12 protein-coding genes are annotated in these 19,159 nt (G+C 73.8%); 1 reads left to right on the forward strand and 11 read right to left on the reverse strand.

The genetic code is table 11. The features are described from left to right. Window positions 1–8 precede the first annotated feature (8 nt). The 3 genes from OG285_RS10490 to OG285_RS10500 form a co-directional block, all read right to left on the reverse strand. The gene (locus OG285_RS10490) at window positions 9–3,425 is read right to left on the reverse strand and encodes a UvrD-helicase domain-containing protein (RefSeq protein WP_371790820.1); all 3,417 of its coding nucleotides are present in this window, start codon (window positions 3,423–3,425) and stop codon (window positions 9–11) included. A gap of 94 nt (window positions 3,426–3,519) precedes the next feature. Further along, entirely contained in the window at window positions 3,520–6,894 is a 3,375-nt protein-coding gene (locus OG285_RS10495) for an ATP-dependent helicase (protein WP_371793497.1), read from the reverse strand. A 174-nt stretch (window positions 6,895–7,068) separates the two neighbouring features. Continuing rightward, a complete protein-coding gene (locus OG285_RS10500) occupies window positions 7,069–7,449 on the reverse strand; it encodes an MGMT family protein (protein WP_356827275.1) in 381 nt (126 codons plus the stop codon). 200 nt (window positions 7,450–7,649) lie between these two features. Here OG285_RS10500 and OG285_RS10505 point away from each other — a divergent pair, with 200 nt between their 5' ends. Then, window positions 7,650–10,529: a lysylphosphatidylglycerol synthase domain-containing protein gene (locus OG285_RS10505; protein ID WP_371790821.1), complete on the forward strand. Its 2,880-nt coding sequence runs from the start codon at window positions 7,650–7,652 to the stop codon at window positions 10,527–10,529. Here OG285_RS10505 and OG285_RS10510 read toward each other — a convergent pair. The 8 genes from OG285_RS10510 to OG285_RS10545 all read right to left on the reverse strand — a co-directional run bounded on the left by OG285_RS10510 (window position 10,498) and on the right by OG285_RS10545 (window position 19,072). Then, window positions 10,498–10,704, reverse strand: coding sequence for a hypothetical protein (locus OG285_RS10510; RefSeq protein ID WP_371790822.1), 207 nt, complete (start codon window positions 10,702–10,704; stop codon window positions 10,498–10,500). The genes OG285_RS10505 and OG285_RS10510 overlap by 32 nt on opposite strands. Next, window positions 10,647–11,150: a hypothetical protein gene (locus OG285_RS10515; protein WP_356827277.1), complete on the reverse strand. Its 504-nt coding sequence runs from the start codon at window positions 11,148–11,150 to the stop codon at window positions 10,647–10,649. The genes OG285_RS10510 and OG285_RS10515 overlap by 58 nt, the downstream gene beginning before the upstream one ends. A gap of 194 nt (window positions 11,151–11,344) precedes the next feature. Continuing rightward, complete coding sequence (locus tag OG285_RS10520; RefSeq protein ID WP_356827278.1) at window positions 11,345–12,469, reverse strand: PP2C family protein-serine/threonine phosphatase; 1,125 nt, start codon at window positions 12,467–12,469, stop codon at window positions 11,345–11,347. Between the two features lie 235 nt (window positions 12,470–12,704). After that, on the reverse strand, window positions 12,705–13,883 hold the full coding sequence (moeZ, locus tag OG285_RS10525; protein WP_371790823.1) for an adenylyltransferase/sulfurtransferase MoeZ: 1,179 nt from the start codon (window positions 13,881–13,883) through the stop codon (window positions 12,705–12,707). Window positions 13,884–13,945: 62 nt separating this feature from the next. Beyond that, entirely contained in the window at window positions 13,946–14,722 is a 777-nt protein-coding gene (locus OG285_RS10530; RefSeq protein ID WP_356827280.1) for a spherulation-specific family 4 protein, read from the reverse strand. Continuing rightward, window positions 14,710–15,672, reverse strand: coding sequence for an NAD-dependent epimerase/dehydratase family protein (locus tag OG285_RS10535; protein WP_356827281.1), 963 nt, complete (start codon window positions 15,670–15,672; stop codon window positions 14,710–14,712). The genes OG285_RS10530 and OG285_RS10535 overlap by 13 nt, the downstream gene beginning before the upstream one ends. A 150-nt stretch (window positions 15,673–15,822) precedes the next feature. Beyond that, entirely contained in the window at window positions 15,823–16,959 is a 1,137-nt protein-coding gene (locus OG285_RS10540; protein WP_371790824.1) for a hypothetical protein, read from the reverse strand. A gap of 313 nt (window positions 16,960–17,272) precedes the next feature. After that, window positions 17,273–19,072 (reverse strand): DUF3492 domain-containing protein, encoded by a 1,800-nt coding sequence (locus OG285_RS10545; protein ID WP_371790825.1) that lies wholly within the window; start codon window positions 19,070–19,072, stop codon window positions 17,273–17,275. Between the last annotated feature and the right edge of the window lie 87 nt (window positions 19,073–19,159).

A 19,159-nucleotide genomic window follows, 5' to 3' on the forward strand; every position in this document is an offset into this window, starting at 1 on the left:
CGTCGAGCCTAACCGGCCGGTCGGGGTGGCTCGCCCGGTGGATCTCCGAGCAGGATCCGCTCAAGACCGGCCCGGCCCGGCAGCGGTGTGGGCCGGATCACTTCTCCGGTCCGTACGTAGAGGAACGCGGCCGTCACCGACGTGAGCGGAATGTGGTGCTGCTCGGCCCAGGCCAGGCGGTAGACGGCCAGCTGGAGCGGGTCGGCGGTGTGGGCGCGGTGGGTCTTCCAGTCGACGATCTCGTAGGTGTCGCGGGAGGTGCGGTAGACGGCGTCCATCCGGCCGCGGATCACCCTCCCGGCGAGGGTGAGGGTGAAGGGGGCCTCGACCCGGTGGGGTGTACGCCCGGCGTACGGGGTGCGCTCGAAGGCCGCCTTCAGTCCGGCCAGATCACGCTCGTCGGCGATCTCCGGTTCGTCGTCGTCACCGCCGGGCAGCTCGTCGGGCCCGAGCATGGGCAGGGGCAGGTCCTCGAAACGCGACTCGACCCAGGCGTGGAAGCGGGTGCCGCGCCGGGCGGCGGGCTGCGGTGGGCGCGGCATGGGCCGGGCCAGCTCGTGCGCGAACGCGTCGGGGTCCTCGGCGAGGCGCAGCAGCTGGGTGGCGGTGAGAGTGAGCGGTACGGGGACGTCCCGCACGGTGCTCCTGGCGCGGAGCAGTTCGGCCGTGAGGGCGTCGAGGTCGCGGTCCCAGGAGGTGATGGTGCGGGCGTCCTCGGGGGTGAGCGGGGTCCTGGCGTGGGGCACGAGCGGTGGGGCGGGGGTGTCGTCGTGCGGGGCCGGCGTCCCGGGGCGCCGCTCCGGACCCCGGTCGTCGAACGCCGGACCGGCCTGGGCCGCCGCTTCGTTCAGCTCGTCCATGACCAGGCCGGCCGCTGCCCTGCGGCGGGCCAGGGACGTCTCGTCCAGCGGCAGGGGCCAGGCGTGGTCCGCCGCCGCGTCCCGCAGCGCCGGGTTCTCCTCGTCCTCCTCCGGGGTGTCCGCCCAGACCTCCGTCTCGCCGTACCCCGCGGCGCAGTGTTCCTGGAGCGCGAGCAGGAAGTCCGACGGGCCGCGCGGGCGCTTCTGGGTCGGTCCCCACCAGTGGGCCGAGCCGAGCAGCAGCGAGCGCGGGCGGGTGAAGGTGACGTAGCCGAGGCGGAGTTCCTCCGTGTGCTGGTGGGACTTCATCGCCGCCTTGAAAGCGGCGAGTCCCTTCGCGTCCCACGCCCCGACCCCGGGGAGCGTCGTCGCGTCGCCGCGCAGCGCGTGCGGCAGCACCTTCGGCTGCGCCGTCCAGGACTCACGGGACTGCTCGCTCGGGAACTGCCTGACCACCAGACCGGGAACGGCGACCACATCCCATTCGAGGCCCTTGGACTTGTGGGCGGTGAGGACCTTGACGGTGTTCTCGCCGCCGGGCAGCGCGTTGTCCAGCCCTTTCTCGTACTGGGCGGCCGTCCGCAGGAAGGCCAGGAAGGCCAGGAGGCTCGCCTCTCCGTCCAGCGACGCGAAGCCCGCCGCTATGTCCAGGAAGTGCGAGAGGGTCTCGCGCCGGCGGGCGGCCAGGGCGTGCGGCGAGGCCGAGAGCTCGACCTCCAGGCCCGTCGTGGCGAGCACCCGGTGCAGTACGTCCATCAGCGGGTCGGCCAGCGAGCGCCGCAGATCGCGCAGTTCGGCAGCGAGGCGGGCGAACCTCACCCGGGCGTCCGCGGAGAACGGAAGCCCGTCGTCCGACCCGTCGGGGAAGCCCCCTTCCGCGCTCCCGCCACCGGCCAGGAACGTGTCCAGCGCGTCCGCCAGCGAGACCACCTCGGCCGGGTCGACGCCTTCGACGGCCTCGGCGAGCCGCTGGTCCGGGTCGGCCCCCTCCGCGCCCGCGGCGCCGTCGTGGCGCACAAGCAGCCGCGCCCGGCGGCCCAGCAGCGCCAGGTCGCGCGGGCCGATCCGCCAGCGCGGCCCGGTCAGCAGCCGGACCAGCGAGGCGTTGGCCCCCGGGTCCTGGAGCACCTCGCAGACCGCGACCAGGTCGGCGACCTCGGGGAGGTGCAGGAGCCCCGAGAGGCCGACCACCTCGACCGGCACGTCCCGGGCCACCAGCGCGCCCTGGATCTCCGCGAAGTCACCCGCGGTGCGGCAGAGCACCGCGATCTCGCCCGGGTCCTTGCCCGTACGCACCAGATGCGCGAGCGAGTCCGCCAGCCAGCCGATCTCCTCCTCGTGCGTCCGGAGCAGGGCGCACCGCACCATGCCGTCCCGCTCGGCGCCCGGCGCGGGCCGCAGCGCCTCGACGCCCGCGTGCATCGCGCGCAGCGGCGCCGCGAGGCCGTTGGCCAGGTCGAGGAGGCGGCCGCCGCTGCGCCGGTTCTCGCTCAGCGAGAAGCGGGTGGCGGGGCTCCCGTCGGCGTACGGGAAGTGCTCGGGGAAGTCGTCCAGGTTGGCGACGGACGCGCCGCGCCAGCCGTAGATCGCCTGACAGGGGTCGCCCACGGCGGTCACCGCATGGCCGCTGCCGCCCCCGAACAGGCCGGAGAGCAGCAGCCGCTGGGCGACGGAGGTGTCCTGGTACTCGTCGAGCAGGACCACCCGGAACTCGTCCCGCAGGATGGTGCCCACCTCTGGCCTGGTCAGCGCCAGTTCGGCGGAGAGGGCGATCTGGTCGCCGAAGTCGAGCAGGTCACGGCTGCGTTTGGCCGCGCGGTAGCGGCTCACCAGATCGAGCAGTTCCCGGCGGGCGCCCGCCGCCTCCGGGACCTTGCGCAGTTCGGCGTTGGAGAGCCGGGCGCCCTCCAGCGTGGCCAGCAGATCGGTGTCGTACGCGCGCAGTGTCTCCGGGGTCACCAGATGCTCGGCCAGCTCGCCGTCCAGCGCCAGCAGGTCGCTCACCAGCGAGGAGAAGGACTTCGTCAGCGCCGGATAGGGGCCCGGCGCCTCCTTGAGCACCCTCGCTGCCAGCTGGTAGCGGGTGGCGTCGGCGAGCAGCCGGGAGGACGGCTCCAGGCCGATCCGCAGCCCGTGGTCGGTGAGCAGCTGTCCGGCGAAGGCGTGGTACGTCGAGATGCGCGGCTCGCCCGGCGAGTAGTAGGGGTCCGCACTCGCCGTCGGCACCGAGGGGTGGCGGCCGGATGACGGTGCCGGACGGTGCGGCGGATCGATGACGTCCGGGTCGGTGACCCCGGCGCGGACCAGTGCCTTGCGGACCCGCTCGGCCAGCTCGCCGGCCGCCTTGTTGGTGAAGGTCAGCCCGAGCACCTGCTCGGGCGCGACCTGCCCGGTCCCCACCAGCCACACCACCCGCGCGGCCATCACCGTGGTCTTCCCCGAACCGGCTCCGGCCACGATGACCTGCGGGGCGGGCGGCGCCGTGATGCAGGCCGTCTGCTCCGGGGTGAAGGGGATGCCGAGGAGCTCCTTGAGCTGCTCGGGGTCGGTGATGCGTGGGGTCACCTCAGAAAGGCTAACGGCGCCCTGTGACATTCCCGCCCGGCCCGCTCACGTACTCGCCGGGGCCCGCTCACGTACTGCTGTCGTCGTAGCGCCGTCACTCGACGATGTGGCGCCCCTCGGGCAGGGCGCTGCAGGACGCCCGGAACGCGCAGTGCGTGCAGTGGCTGCCCGTCGTCGGTGTGAAGCGCTCGTCCAGCACCTTCCCGGCGGCGGTGGCCAGCAGGTCGCCGACCCACTCCCCCGCGAGCGGTTCCTGCGACTGGACCTTGGGCAGCGCGTCCCCGCCCTCCTTCCTGGCGGCGGCCTGCCGCAGCTGTACGAGCTCGGCGCCGCCCGCGTCGGGGCGCATGCCGCCGAAGACCTCGTCCACCGCTCCTTCGCGGACCGCGAGCTGGTACACCGCGAGCTGCGGATGGCGGGCCACCTCGTCCTTCGTGGGCGCCTGCTTGCCGGTCTTGAAGTCGACGACGTACGCACGGCCCTCCGCGTCCCGTTCGACCCGGTCCATGGAGCCCCGGATCCGCACCTGGTACTCACCGGCCTCCAGGGTCACGTCGAAGGGGTGCTCGGTGGCGGCCGGGGTGCGGCCCGTGCGGTCCATGACGTGCCAGCGCAGGAAGCGTTCCAGCGCGGCGCGCGCGTTCTCCTTCTCCTGGCCGGACTTCCAGGGGGCGTCGAAGGCGAGCGAGTTCCAGACCGAGTCGAGCCGTTCCATCAGGACGGCCAGGTCGGCCGGGGTCCGCCCGGACGCCACTTCGTCCGCGAGGACGTGCACCACGTTGCCGAAACCCTGGGCGGCGGTGGCGGGCGCGTCCGCCTTCACCTCACGGCCCAGGAACCACTGGAGCGAGCAGGTGTGGGCGAGCTGGTCCAGGGCGCTCCCGGAGAGCGCGACCGGCTGCGCGGGGTCGCGCACCGGGACCGCGGAGTGCGTCGGCTCGTACAGCCCCCACCAGCGGTACGGATGCGCCGCGGGCACCAGCGGCTGGCCCTCCTCGTCCGCGAGCGCGGCCAGCCGGGCGAGCCGGTGGGCGGCGGCCTCGCGCAGCTCCGCGGACGCCTTCGGGTCGACGGTCGTGGCGCGCAGCTCCGCGACGAGCGGGGCCACCGCGAGGGGGCGCCGGGGGCGGCCCGTGACGTCCTTCGGCTCCACCCCCAGCTCAGTGAGGAAGCGCGACGGCTGGTCCCCGTCGTCGGCCGGTGCCTTCACCGCGGTCACGACGAGCCGGTCGCGGGCACGGGTGGCCGCGACGTAGAAGAGCCGGCGCTCCTCGGCGAGCAGCGCACCGGGGCTGAGCGGTTCGGCGATCCCGTCGCGCCCGATCCGGTCCGCCTCCAGCAGGGAGCCGCGCCGCCTGAGGTCGGGCCACAGCCCTTCCTGCACACCGGCGACGACGACCAGGCCCCACTCCAGGCCCTTGGCGCGGTGTGCGGTCATGAGCTGGACCGCCTCGGGGCGCACGGTCCGCTTCGACAGGGTGTCGGCGGCGATGTCCTGGGCGTCGACCTCTTCCAGGAAGTTGAGCGCGCCGCGCCCGCCGGTGCGTTCCTCGGCGCGGGCCGCGGTGTCGAAGAGCGCGCACACGGCGTCCAGGTCGCGGTCGGCGTTGCGCCCGGCGGCCCCGCCCCGCAGGGTGGCGCGCTCCAGGCGCCGGGGCCAGCCGGTGCCGCTCCACAGCTCCCAGAGGGCCTGTTCGGCGGTGCCGCCGTTCTCCAGGAGCGCGCGGGTCCTGCTCAGGAGCTTGCCGAGCTGCTGAGCGCCCCTGGCGTACGCGGGGTCGTGCGCGATCAGCCGTCCGGGCTCGGCCAGTGCGCGGGCGAGCAGTTCGTCGGACGGCGCGGGCAGCCTGTTGCCGCCCGCCCGTTCCTCGTCGCGCAGGGCGCGGCCGAGGCGGCGCAGGTCGGCGGCGTCCATGCCGCCGAGCGGCGAGGTGAGGAGCGCGAGAGCCGTCTCGGTGGACAGCCGGGCGGCGGGGGCCCCGCCTCCGGCCACCTGGTCCCCTTCCGCTTCCGCTTCCTCTTCCCCTGCCCCTGCCCCTGCCCCTGCCCCTGTCAGTGCCGCCTCCGCCACCGCCCGCAGCGCCGTCAGCAGCGGGGTGACCGCGGGCTCGTGGCGCAGCGGTACGTCGTCGCCCGCGATGTCCAGTGGGACCCCGGCCGAGGTCAGTGCACGGCGCACCGCCGGGATGGAGCGGCCGCCCGCACGGACCAGGACCGCCATGTCGTTCCACGGCACGCCCTCCTCCAGGTGGGCCCGGCGCAGGACGTCCGCGATGTTGTCCAGCTCGGTGCCGGCCGTCGGGTAGGTGTACGCCTCGACCCGGCCCCCGGCCCGTACCGCCGACAGGTCCCGGTGCGCGCGCACCTTCGCCGCCGGGAGCCGGGGCAGTGGCATGCGCTGGGTGAGCAGCCGGGTCGCCGTCAGCAGGGCCGTGGCGGAGCGGCGTGAGGTGGTCAGCACCTCGACGGGGGCCGGGCGGCCGTCGGTGCGGGGAAACGTGTCGGGGAAGTCCAGGATGCCGTTCACGTCGGCGCCCCGGAACGCGTAGATCGACTGGTCCGGGTCGCCGAACGCGACCAGGGTCCGGCCGCCGCCCGCCAGTGCGTGCAGCAGCCGGACCTGGGCCGGGTCGGTGTCCTGGTACTCGTCGACGAAGACCGCGTCGTAGCGGAGGTCGGCCCGCTCGGCCAGCGGCACCGCGCGGTGCACCAGCTCCGCGTAGTCGACGACGCCCTGCGCGTCGAGGACGTCCAGGTACTCGGCGAGGAACCCGGCCGCCGCGTGCCAGTCGGGGCGCCCCGTGCGGTCCGCGAACGCGGCCAGGGTCTCCGGGCCGAGCCCCAGCTCCCGGCTGCGGGCGAGCACCGCGCGCACCTCGTCGGCGAAGCCGCGGGTCGTCAGACAGGCCCGCAGCTCGTCGGGCCAGCGGATCCGGTCCAGGTCGACCTGCCCGGCCAGCAGCTCCCGCACCGCGACGTCCTGCTCGGGCCCTGACAGCAGCCGCAGCGGCTCGGCGAAGAGGTCGGCGTCCTGGTGGGCGCGGACCAGGGCGTAGCAGAAGGAGTGGAAGGTGGTCGCCTGCGGGCCGTACGTGCCGATCCGGGATCCGGCGCCGCCCGCGCCGTCGGCGGACCCGCCGGGGAGCGGCCCGGGCCCGCTGCCCTGGATCCGTACGGCCATCCGGTCGCGCAGCTCCACCGCGGCCCGGCGGCTGAAGGTGAGGACGAGGATCCGTTCGGGATCCGTCCCGTCGGCGATGCGCCGGGCCACCGCTTCCACGAGCGTGGTGGATTTGCCGGTGCCCGGCCCGGCCAGGACCAGCAGCGGCCCGGTGCGGTGATCAACCACCGCGCGCTGCCGTGCGTCCAGTACGGGTGGATCCACGGTGCCCGGCGGGGTGCGCACCAGTCGGTACGCGCCCGGGGCCCGTTGCCGTACCCGGTGGGAAGTGGAGGTGCTCACGTGGATCGCCGGTCCTGGAAGGGGTGCGTGGATGTGCGGGCGGAAGGGGCGGGGGCGTGCCCGCGGTGCCCCGCCGACGCTACGCCGTCGGGCGGTGTGACCGGGACGACAGTGGCCCGGGCCGCGCGTACTCCGTACGGGTCTCAGACCACCCGCGGGAGGGCCGAATGGCGGAAGCTGTCAGACATGAGCCCCGTCGCCGCCGTCCCACCGCGCCCGCCGCATGTCGAGGCGCGGCAGATGGCCGTCCGCCTCGCGTGCGGCCCGGGAGGCGTCCCGCAGCGGGGTGGACTCCGCCCGGTAGTGCTCCAGGGCCCGCAGCTCGTGGCCCGCGAGCAGCGCACCGTCCGAGCGCACCACACGCCACCACGGGGCGGCGCTGCCGTAGAGGGTCATCACCCGGCCCACCTGGCGCGGGCCGCCCTCTCCCAGCCATTCGGCGATGTCCCCGTACGTCATGACGCGGCCGGGCGGGATCAGCTCCGCGACGTCCAGCACCCGTTCCGCGTACTCCGGCAGCTCAGCACTCACCCGGCCCATCCTGCACCACAGCGCCGACATCGCGCCGGGCTCGCCGCAGACCGGGCGATTTTCCGCAAAGGGGCCCTGATGCCCGCCGGCGCCGCCCGGACATGCCACCATCGTCCGGGCGGTGGCCGGGCTTCCCGCGAGCAGCGCCCGGCCGCTGGGCCCGCGGGCCCAGCACCCCGAGGTGGAGCGCAGTGATACGAGACCAGAAGGAACCGACGGAGGGGCCAGGCGTGCAGGAGCCACCGGAGGCGGCGGACGCCCCCGACTCCGAAACCCCTCCGGGCGAACCGGAGACGGGTCCGGGCCCGGGCGACGGCCCGGCGTCGGGCGACGGGCCGGGGAAAGGGCCGGACGTGCCGGGGGCGGGCTCCGGTCCGGCCGACGGCACGGAGTCCGGGACCGGATCACACCCGGGGACCGGATCAGGTCCGGAGCCCGGACCGGCCGCCGGCACCGGATCGCACCCGGAACCACAATCACGCCCCGGCACCGGATCGCACCCCGGTCCGGACGCGCACCCCGAGTTCAGCGGGGCCACCGCCATCGACCGGGTCTCCGGGGACGAGCCGCTGCTCGCCGCCCGGGTGCACCGCCCGTCGGACCTGCTGCGCCTGCTCACCGGCATCCTGGCCATCGCGCTGGTCCTCGCCATCGCGGCGTTCGCCCACGGCACGACCTCGGGTCTCGCCGAGGACATCCACAACGGCACCGTCCAGACACCCGACCTGCTCCTCAAGCTCGCCGGGCTCTTCTCGTCCATCGCCATACTGATCCTGCCGGTCGCCTTCGCGATCGAACGGCTGGTCAAACGGGACGGTCTGCGGATCGCGGACGGCGTGCTGGCCGCCGTACTCGCCCACGGCGCGGCGCTCGCCACCGACCTCTGGGTCGCCAAGGCCGCACCCAAGTCGATCACGGAGGCGCTCACCCAGTCCCTCACCAACGGCACGCTCACCGACCCCGTGCACGGCTATCTCGCCCCCGTCATCGCCTATATGACGGCCGTCGGCATGGCCCGCAGGCCGCGCTGGCGGGTGGCGCTCTGGGTGGTGCTGCTCGTCAACTCCTTCGCCGTGCTGGTCGGCCGGCAGACCACGCCCTTCTCGATCATCGTGACGATCCTGCTGGGCTGGACCGTCGCCTACGGCACCCTGTACGCGGTCGGCTCACCCAACGTCCGCCCCACCGGCCGCCAGCTGCTCGCCGGGCTGCGGCACGTCGGCTTCAACCCGGTCAGCGCGATGCGTGCCGAGGACATCCCCGACTCCGCCGAACAGGGCGACCGGGGCCGCCGCTACTTCGTCACGCTGGAGGACGGCGGACCGCTCGACGTCACCGTCGTCGACCGGGAGCAACAGGCGCAGGGCTTCTTCTACCGGGTGTGGCGCCGCCTCACCCTGCGGTCGATCTCCACCGGCCGCTCCATCCAGTCACTGCGGCAGGCCCTGGAGCAGGAGGCACTCCTCGCGTACGCGGCCATCGCCGCCGGGGCGAACGCGCCGAAGCTGATCGCCACGTCCGAGCTGGGCCCCGACGCGGTGATGCTCGTGTACGAGCACACCGGGGGCCGCTCCCTCGACTCGCTGCCCGACGAGGAGATCACCGACGAGCTGATGCGGAACGCCTGGCGGCAGATGCAGGCGCTGCAGTCCCGCCGTATCGCGCACCGCAGACTGGTCGGCGACGCGATCCTGGTGGACCGGTCGGGCCGGGTGATCCTCACCGATCTGCGCGGCGGCGAGATCGCGGCGAGCGACATCGTGCTGCGCATGGACATCGCGCAGCTGCTCACCACGCTGGGGCTGCGGGCCGGGGCGGAGCGCTCGGTCGCCTCCGCCGTGGCGGTCATCGGTCCCGACAAGGTGGCCGACAGCCTGCCGCTGCTCCAGCCGCTGGCGCTGAGCCGGTCGACCCGGGCGACCCTGCGCCAGCTGGCACGGGAGCGGGCGCAGCGCGAGCGCGAAGCCGTGATCGAGGCATCGGAGGCGGCGAAGCGGGCGAAGGCCGGGGCCGACGCGGCACCGGACGACAGCCGCAAGAGCGCCCGTGCCGAGAAGAAGGCCGAGAAGGAGGCCATCGACGACGCGCTGGACGGGGCCCGGGAAGAGGATCTGCTCTCGCAGATCCGCCACCAGGTGCTGCTGATCCGCCCGCAGGCGCACGCCGAACCGGTACGGCTGGAGCGCGTCAAGCTCCGCACCCTGTTCACCGTCATCGCCGGGTCCGTCGCCGCGTACTTCCTGCTCTCGCAGCTGGCGAACATCCCGTACCACCAGCTGATCACCACCACGCGCTGGGGCTGGGTCGCCCTGGCAGTGCTGTTCTCCGCGGTGAGTTATGTGGCGGCGGCGATGAGCCTGCTCGGCTTCGTGCCCGAGAAGGTGCCGTTCCTGCGGGCCGTGTCGGCGCAGGTCGCCGGGTCCTTCGTGAAGCTGGTGGCGCCCGCCGCGGTCGGCGGGGTGGCGCTCAACACCCGTTTCCTGCAACGCGCGGGCGTGCGCCCCGGGCTCGCGGTGGCCAGTGTCGGGGCTTCGCAGCTCTTCGGGCTCGCCAGCCACATCCTGCTGCTGATGGTCTTCGGCTATGTGACGGGTACCGAGCAGACCCCGTCACTGACCCCCTCCCGCACGGTGATCGCCGGCCTGCTGACGGCCGCGGTGCTCGCGCTGGTGGTGACGGCGGTGCCGATCCTGCGGAAGTTCGTCGTCACGCGGGTGCGTTCGCTGTTCGCCGGGGTGGTGCCACGCATGCTCGACGTGCTCCAGCAGCCCCGCAAGCTGCTCACCGGGATCGGCGGGATGCTGCTGCTGACCGGCACGTTCGTGATGTGTCTCGATGCCTCGATCCGGGCCTTCGGCGGCGGCTCGACCATAAGTTACGCGAGCATCGCCGTGGTCTTCCTGACCGCGAACGCGGTGGGGTCCGCCGTACCGACCCCCGGCGGGGTGGGGGCAGTCGAGACGGCGCTGACCGGTGCGCTGATCATCGCCCGCGTCGACCCGGGCACCGCCGCCGCCGCCGTGCTGCTCTTCCGGCTGCTGACGTTCTGGCTTCCGGTGCTGCCCGGCTGGCTGTGCTTCAACTATCTGACGCGCAGGGGAGCCCTCTAGGCCCTGTCCGGTCGGCCGGACAGGGCCGGGTCGGGCGGCCGCCGGGGTCGCTGGGGCGTTGTCCCGCGCCGCCGTTCAGGCGCCCGGCGCTGTCGTTCAGGCGCCCTGCGCCGCCGTTCAGGCGCCCTGCGCCGTCCGGGCCCGGGTCCGCTCCAGAGTCCGCAGGATCAGCCACTGGTCACCCCATGCCATCGCCGTGCCCAGTACGGCCATCACCACACCGATCACCACGCTGCCGACGGCCGCCCCCACGGCGAACCCGGCGAGCCCCAGCGCTCCGCGGACCGCGAACCGCAGCGCGACCAGGCCGACGGCCAGCAGCCGGGTGCGCTTGTTCTTCCAGAGCGCCCGCATGAAGCGCATCCGGGTCCGCAGGACCGTGAGCGAGAGCGTCAGGTTCACCGCGGCGACCACCGGGATCAGCCAGTACGCGGCCGGGTAGGCCCGGGCGATGTCGAAGACGCCCGCGAAGGTGCCGACGATCGGGAAGTACCAGTTGGGCAGCGGCCTGATCTCCACGGGCGCCGGTGCGGTGCCATGTGCGGTCTTGTCCTGCCCGGTGCTCGGTACCGTGCTCCGTGCGGCGATCTGCTCCGTGCTCACTGCGCCCACTGCGGTCATTTCCGGCTCCCCCTGAGGCTTCGTTTCCGACAGGGGAAGCTTCCCGCGCCGGGCACCTCGGGCGGCAGAGTGAACCGTCCGCACTCCGGCAGGACAAAAGTCCCGGCCCGCACCCGTCGCCACGTCCCAACCGCTGCCCGCCCGGAGCCGTTTGCCACTCGCCCACCCCGGCCCGGCTCCGGAGAAGGGCCTGCTCAGCGGGCGGTGACCACCAGGATCGCCGCGTCGTCGTGGAGCCGACCGCCGACGTAATCGTGCAGGTCCTCCTCGATCTCCCGCACCAGGGCGGCCGGTTCAAGACCGGTCCAGTTCTCCAGCCGCCGGGCCAGCGGGTAGAAGACCCCCCGGCTGTCCCGGGCCTCCGTGACCCCGTCCGTGAACAGCAGCAGCCGGGCCCCGTAGGGCAGTCGCGTCTCCACGACGGCGCGTGCCCGTTCCTCCTCGGGGACCAGGAACCCCAGCCCCAGCGGGAGTCCGGCCTCTCCCAGGCCGATCTGCCGCGCACCGGACCCGCGGATGGCGAACGGCTCCAGATGGCCGCAGTTCACCAGCCGCATCCGCTGCCGGTCCGGCCCGAACTCCACCAGGAGCGCGGTGACATGACGCGGCTGCTGGCCGATGGTCTCGGCGTACTCGTTGTAGCGGTCCAGTATGTTCTCCATGCGCCGGGTCAGGTCCGAGAGGCCCGCTTCCTCGTACCCCGCCACCCGGAAGGCGCTGAGTACGGCCGCGCCCGCGTTGATGGCGTCGAGTCCCTTGCCGCGCACGTCGGCGACGAGCACCCGGGTCCCGAAGGGCGACTCGATCAGCTCGTACAGATCGCCGCCCACCCGCGCGTACTCGTCCGCGGCGAGGTAGACCCCGTACGCCTCGAAGTCCCTGGTGCGCAGCGGGAACGGCCGCAGCAGCGCGCGCTGAACCGCCTCCGCGGCGCCGCGGGTCTGCTCCAGGAGGGACTGCCGCTGGGAGCCGAGCCGCGCGATGAGCAGCGCGAGCATGCCGACCGTCCAGGTCGCGCCGAGCACGACCGCCATCTGGCCGGGATCGCGCTCGTGCGGCGCGAAGAGCGGGTACGAGACGGCGATGCAGATACCGGCGAGGGTGGCCAGCGCGGCGGTGGTCAGGACGCTCAGCACGAGGGCGCCGACGAGCGGGACCAGACTCGCGAACAGCACCACCCGCAGGTCTCCGGGGGTGACGGACTCCACGGCCATGATCACGGCCAGCACGACGAGCAGGAACGCGAGGAACACGGTGCGCTGCCTTCGCGTCGTCTTCCGCTCCACGAGCACACGCGAGAGGCTGCGGGCGAGCGGCATGGAGAGATCCCATCTGGCGGATATGCGGCTTTTGTCGTACCTCTCCTCTCACAGTAGCGCCGACCGCACGGCGGCACAGCGACACGGGCGGCACCGCGGCAGACCGTCAGAGCGGCAGAGCGGCAGAGCGGCAGAGCGCCGGACCGGCCACCGCCACGCTCTCGCGGAGCGCACGCGGAAGGGGCGGCCCGCACATCCCGTGCGGGCCGCCCCTTCTGCTCAGTCGTGCTCCGGTCTAGTACACCGGCTTCTCGGGCTCGATCTGGTTGACCCAGCCGATCACGCCGCCGCCCACGTGGACGGCGTCCGCGAAGCCCGCGGACTTCAGCACGGCCAGGACCTCGGCCGAGCGGACACCCGTCTTGCAGTGCAGGACGATCTTCTTGTCCTGCGGGAGGTCCGACAGGGCGGTGCCCATGATGAACTCGTTCTTCGGGATCAGCTTCGCGCCCGGGATCGAGACGATCTCGTACTCGTTCGGCTCGCGGACGTCGATGATCTCGATCTTCTCGTCGGTGTCGATCCACTCCTTGAGCTGCTTGGGAGTGATCGTCGAACCGGCCGCCGCCTCCTGGGCCTCCTCGGACACGACGCCGCAGAAGGCCTCGTAGTCGATGAGCTCGGTGACGGTGGGGTTCTCACCGCAGACCGCGCAGTCGGGGTCCTTGCGGACCTTGACCTGGCGGTACTGCATCTCCAGGGCGTCGTAGATCATCAGGCGGCCGACCAGCGGGTCGCCGATCCCGGCGAGCAGCTTGATCGCCTCGTTGACCTGGATGGAGCCGATCGACGCGCAGAGCACGCCGAGCACGCCGCCCTCGGCGCAGGAGGGGACCATGCCGGGGGGCGGCGGCTCCGGGTAGAGGCAGCGGTAGCAGGGACCGTGCTCGGACCAGAAGACCGACGCCTGGCCGTCGAAGCGGTAGATGGAGCCCCAGACGTACGGCTTGTTGAGCAGCACGCACGCGTCGTTGACCAGGTAGCGGGTGGCGAAGTTGTCCGTGCCGTCCACGATCAGGTCGTACTGGGAGAAGATGTCCATCACGTTCTCGGCCTCAAGCCGCTCCTCGTGAAGGATCACGTTCACCAGGGGGTTGATCCCGAGGACCGTGTCCTTGGCCGACTGGGCCTTGGAACGGCCGATGTCGGCCTGGCTGTGGATGATCTGGCGCTGCAGGTTCGACTCGTCGACCTCGTCGAACTCCACAATGCCCAGCGTGCCCACACCGGCCGCGGCCAGGTACATGAGGGCGGGGGAGCCGAGGCCGCCCGCGCCCACGGCGAGCACCTTGGCGTTCTTCAGCCGCTTCTGCCCGTCCATCCCGACATCGGGGATGATCAGGTGGCGGGAGTACCTGCGGACCTCGTCGACGGTGAGTTCAGCAGCTGGCTCGACCAGGGGTGGCAGCGACACGGGGACTCCGTTGGTCGGTATCTACGTACGATGGTTCTTCCGTAACACTGCCACGCCCCTTCTCATTCCGAGACACCAGGTCCGATCCGCGAGACGATTTCGTCCCAGTAGCCGGGCAGCGCCTCGAACGGCGCGTGCTCCTCCGGCCTGCCCGCGGTGGAGTCGGATGCGGCGCCATGAGTGCCGTCGGTCCGGTCGGTGAAGAAGATCGTGCCCGCCCCCTGCCAGCGGGCGATCCGGACGGCCTCCTCCAGGTGTGTGCGCGGGACGCCGTGTACGAAGTGGGCGAACCGCGACGGGTCGTACCCGGCGGTCCACTCCGCCACCTGCGACCAGCGGTAGTCCGTCCAGGGGCCGCTGAAGGTGACCAACTGGTCGGCGGTCTCGGCGTATCCGGGGTACGGGTGGACGCCGTGTCCGAGCACCAGATGGCCGCCCGGCCCCGTCACCGACCTGAGGGCACCGGCGATCCGCCGGGTCTCGGGCAGGTCGGGGCGCCCGGCCGGGGCCCGGTCGAGGAAGAAGCCGTCGGTGCGGTACCAGTCGGTGAACCGGTGGGCCTCCGCGATCAGCTCGCCGAAGGGGCGGGTGCCGTGGGCCATGTCGAGATGGCCGAGCACCCGCGTCCCCGCGTTCCGCAGCCGGCCCGCCGCCGCCAGGCAGTGCGGGTCGGGCCGGGCGCCGGGGCCGTTGGCGACGTTGAGGACGACCCAGTGCAACGGCGTTCCCGGCCGGGCCAGTTCGGCCCACTCGACCGGTGCGACCAGCGGGTGCGCGTACCCCGGTACGCCGAATCCCAGCTCGGCCGAGAGGGTCGCGCCCGGGGTCAGATGCGGCATGCCGCCTCCATCCAGATGTCGGCGAGCGACTCCTCCAGATTGATGCGCGGGCGCCAGCCGAGGCGGTCGCGGGCGGTGCGCACGTCCGCCTGCTGCCAGCTGCCGCAGCCGTCCGGATACGGGGAGGGCGCGGCCAGATGGTCCATGACCGGCTCCGAGGGGCGCGGCGCGACCAGTCCCGAGTGACGGTGCTGGGGTGCGTCCAGCTCGTGGAGCGTGCCGCCGAATCCGGCGACCCTGGCCAGGACGGCGGCGGCGTCACGGAGCTTCACCGCGTGGCCCGTACCGATGTTGACGATGCCCTGGGCGGCGGAGAGCGACGCCGCGTGGACGGCGCGCGCCACGTCCCGTACATCGACGAAGTCGCGCTGGACACCGAGTCCGGAGAGCTTCAGCTCCTTGTCCCCGGCCTGCATCGCACGGCGCATCGCCTCGGCGAGCCGGCCCAGCGGGGACCCCGCGGGGGTGCCGGGGCCGACCGGCGAGAAGACCCGCAGGACGATCGCGTCGAGGCCCGAGTTGAGCACCAGCTCACTGGCGGCCAGTTTGGAGACCCCGTACGGGCCGCCGGGGCGCGGGACCGCGTCCTCGGCGGTGGATGAGCCGGGCTGGCTCGGTCCGTACTCGGCGGCGCAACCGAGCTGCACCATCCGCGCGTTGCAGGTGCTGCGGCGCAGCGCCTCGCAGACGGAGGCGACGGCGACGGTGTTGTGCCGGGTCAGATCGCGGGCGCCGCCGCGGGTGGCACCGGCGCAGTTGATGACGACCCCGGGGTGGACGGCGTCCAGGAAGCGGGTGAGCGCTCCCGGGCTGCCGCTGGCGAGGTCGAAGCGGACGTCGGCGTCGTCACCGCGTCCGAGGGCCGTGAGGTGCACGGCGGGGTCGGCGAGCAGGCGGTCGGCCACATAGCGGCCGAGATATCCGTTGGCTCCGAGCAGCAGCACCCTCATCGCGCGGCCGCCTCTCGATACCGACGGGACGGTGCTGGAAGTTCGGGGCTCATTTTTCGTTCTCCTTCTGAGGTGTTACCGGGTGGTCGGCCCGCGGCGTCGGCTCCGCGGGAGTTTCGGGGGCGGTCCGGCGGGTGGCCGGCCGCCGCTTCAGGTGTGCGCCGAGGCGCGGGAGAGTGCGGCGGTGGCGTGCACCAGCAGGGCGAGCGCCGCCGCTCCGCAGACGACGGCCGGTACGGCTGCCGCGCCCAGGGCGTCGACGGGAGCGGCGATGACGCGGCAGCCGGGGAGGCGGCCGATGAGGACGGACGCCAGCGCGAGCGCCTCCCCCGCGCAGGCGGTGGCGAGCGCGGCGGCCGCGCCGCCGGGGAGGCCGTGGACGGTGAGCAGCCGGGAGAGCAGGAGCAGGACGGCGAGTGCGGCCGCTCCCGCGCTGAAGCCGGGGACGAACAGCAGGGCGGCGGGCACGGCCGCGTACACCACGGTGACCAGGACCACGAGCGGCCTGGCGTGCGCCGCGAACTCCGCGGTTCCGCGGCTGGTCGCGAGCTTGCGCCCGGCCAGCCGCGCGAAGAGCCGGACACACCAGGCGGCGGGCGCGACGGCCACGGCGAGACCGGCCACCGCGATTCCGGAGAGCGGCCACGGGCCGTCGGGGCCGCCCCGCTGGAACTGGTCGAGGAGGCCGTCGCCGCAGAGCGCGTAGCCGATCAGCCAGCAGACGTACAGGCGCGCGGCGGGCACCGTGCGCCCCCTGGCGCGCAGCGGGCCGCGGCGCAGGGTGACGGCGAGGGCCAGTCCGGTCAGGGCCGCCTCGGCCGCGAGCCTGCCGCCGCCGTGGGTCAGTCCGGCACCGGCGGCCGTCGCGACGGCGCAGGCACCGGGCAGCAGTCCGTCGAAGGGAGCGCGCGGAACGGCGGCCGACGTGCGCGCCGGTTCGGCGTCTTCGGCCTCCGCGCCCCGGGGGACCCGGGCGTACAGCTCGTCGGCGAGCGAGAAGACATCCCGGTGCCGGAAGCGGGCGGCCGTCCGGTCGGTGATTCCGTGCGCTTCGAGACCGGCGGCGATCTCCAGCGGGTCGACGGCCTGCTCGCACAGCTCGCGGTGCCGGTGCATCAGTGCCCGTACGGGGTCGGCGGGACCGCGCACGCCCTTGCGCACGGGGGGTCCCGGCTCCCCGGCCGCTTCGCCGAGTACGGCTTCGGACCGGTCGTCCCAGGCGTCGGCGCCGACGGGCGGCCGCGGCCCGTCGAGCGGCGCGGGCTCGGTGGTACGGGGGGTGCTCATACGGCGACCTCTCGGCGCTGGCAGGTGAGTGGGGGCCGGAGACGGCGAACGGGGACGAGGTCGCGGTGCGGGGGCCGGACCGGGGTGTGCGCCGCGGGCCGGCCCGAGCCGGGGCATGCGCCGGAGCGTCCGGTGGCGCGTGCGGAGCCCCGCTCCGGTGACGGGAGTGGCGCCACCACAACCCCGCGCGCACCGGCGTACGCCCCCTGCTTCCGCGCTCTCGCCCCGCGCTCGCTCGACTCCGGCGGGATCCCCGGCGGGAACTCCCGCGGGCTCCACCGGGACGCGGCTATCGACGCCGCCCGGCCCCCGCTCACCGGCCGCCCTCCCCCATCGCGGCCACCGCACCGGCAGCCCGCGACACCGGCACGGCCACCGCCAGGGCATCCGCAGCCGGCACGCCCACCGGCAGCCCGCCCGCACGCAGTCCGTCCACCCGCACCGCACCCGGCGTGCCACCTCCACCGGCACCGGCGAGCGAGCCGTCACCCGGCCCCGGCCCCGCCCAGGCCCAGCTCGGGGTACGGACCGGGCCGCCGCCACCGGCCGTCCAGTTCCCCGGGACGTGCGACTCCGCCGGATGTGCGAACGGCCGGGGCTCCCCGGTGTCGTGCTCCGGCGCACGCCGTACCGGACAGTGCGAGATCAGATCGAGGTAAATGCCGCGAAATGCCGCGAGATTCTGCTCGACCGTGAACAGTTCGAGCGCCCGCGCACGCGCCGCCGCACCCAGCCGCTCCCGGCGCGCGGGGTCGCGCAGCAGGGCGAGACAGGCGTCGGCCAGGGCACGGGGGTTGCGCGGCGGCACCACGAGCCCCGTACCGCCGATGACTTCGACCACGGCCCCCACATCCGTGGAGACCGTCGCCCGGCCGCAGAACATCGCCTCCACCAGGCTCACCGGGAACCCCTCCACCACGCTGGAGAGCACGACGACCGCGCCTCCCGCGTAGGCGTCGGCGAGTTCCGGGGCCTCCGGGCCGCCGATCTCCTCGAAGGCCACCGGGTTGGTGCCGACGGCGTGCGCGCCGGCCGCCTCGTCGGGGAACAGCTGAGCGGCCAGCGCCCGGCAGTGGGCGAGATGGGCCGCACCCCCGGGGCCTTCGGCAGGGGTTCCGACGATCCGCAGCACCGCGCCCGGCTCCTGCCTGCGCACCTCGGCGAAGGCGTGCAGCAGGGAGATCAGGTCCTTGGCGGGTTCGATGCGCCCGACCCAGACCAGGGTCGCCGGGTCGCCCGGGTCCGCGCCCTCCCCCACGGCGGTGAAGCGCGCCGCCTCCATGCCGGGGTGGACCGTACGCACCTTCGCGGGGTCGGCGCCGCACTTCTCCTGCCAGCGGCGGGCGTGTGTGTTGCCGGGGGTGATCACCGCGGCCTGTGCGTACACCTCGGCGGCGAGCGCGCGGTGGAAGGCGGCGAGCAGCGCCCGTACCGGTGCGCTCCGGTCACCGCCCGCGAGGAAGTGCGAGCGGAGCTGGATCCCGTACTCGGTGACGAGCAACGGCACCCCGAAGAAGCGTTTGGCCAGCAGTCCCGGCAGCGCCGCCGTGCCGCCCGCCGCGGCGTGGCAGAGGTCCACCGACCCCAGGCCGTCCTCGGTGTACCAGTCGAGGGAGAGCGGCCGCAGCGCGCGTTCGAGGAGGCCGGCGAAGGCGAGGTGGTCGGGGATTCCGGCGGCCTGCACGGTGCGTCCCGCGCCGGGCGCACGGCACGCGGACTCCAGGGCGCGTACGGCGGTCTCGGAGCGGAGCGCCGTGTGCAGCCCGCCGCGCTCCCTGGCCAGTTCGGCCAGACCGTAGAGTCCGGCGGCGAAGTCCGGGCCTCCGCCGCAGACGGCGGCCGCCAGTTCGCCGAAGTGTCCGGCGAAGCGGCGCCGGTCGCGGCGCCCGTAAGCACGGCCCGCGGTGGGCGCCGTCCAGAGCGGGGCGGTGCGCACCCGGCGTACCTGGGGCGGTAGTTCCACCCGCCCGGACGCCTCCTGGTGCGCGCTGCGGCTCAGTGCGTAGACATCGAACTCGTGCTGGTCGAGACCGCGCACCAGCCGGTCGCACCAGAGTCGCGACTCACCTGTCGCATACGGATAACCACCATCCGTAAGCAGTCCTGTCCGCATGAGCACACCCCCGGTCTCCCTTCAGGCAGCCGCCGTTGGTGACGGCGACTCGCAGCGGGACGACCGTAAGCGGACAGAGGTGGCGCG

The sequence above is a fragment of the Streptomyces sp. NBC_01471 genome (assembly GCF_041438865.1).
Taxonomy (GTDB): domain Bacteria; phylum Actinomycetota; class Actinomycetes; order Streptomycetales; family Streptomycetaceae; genus Streptomyces.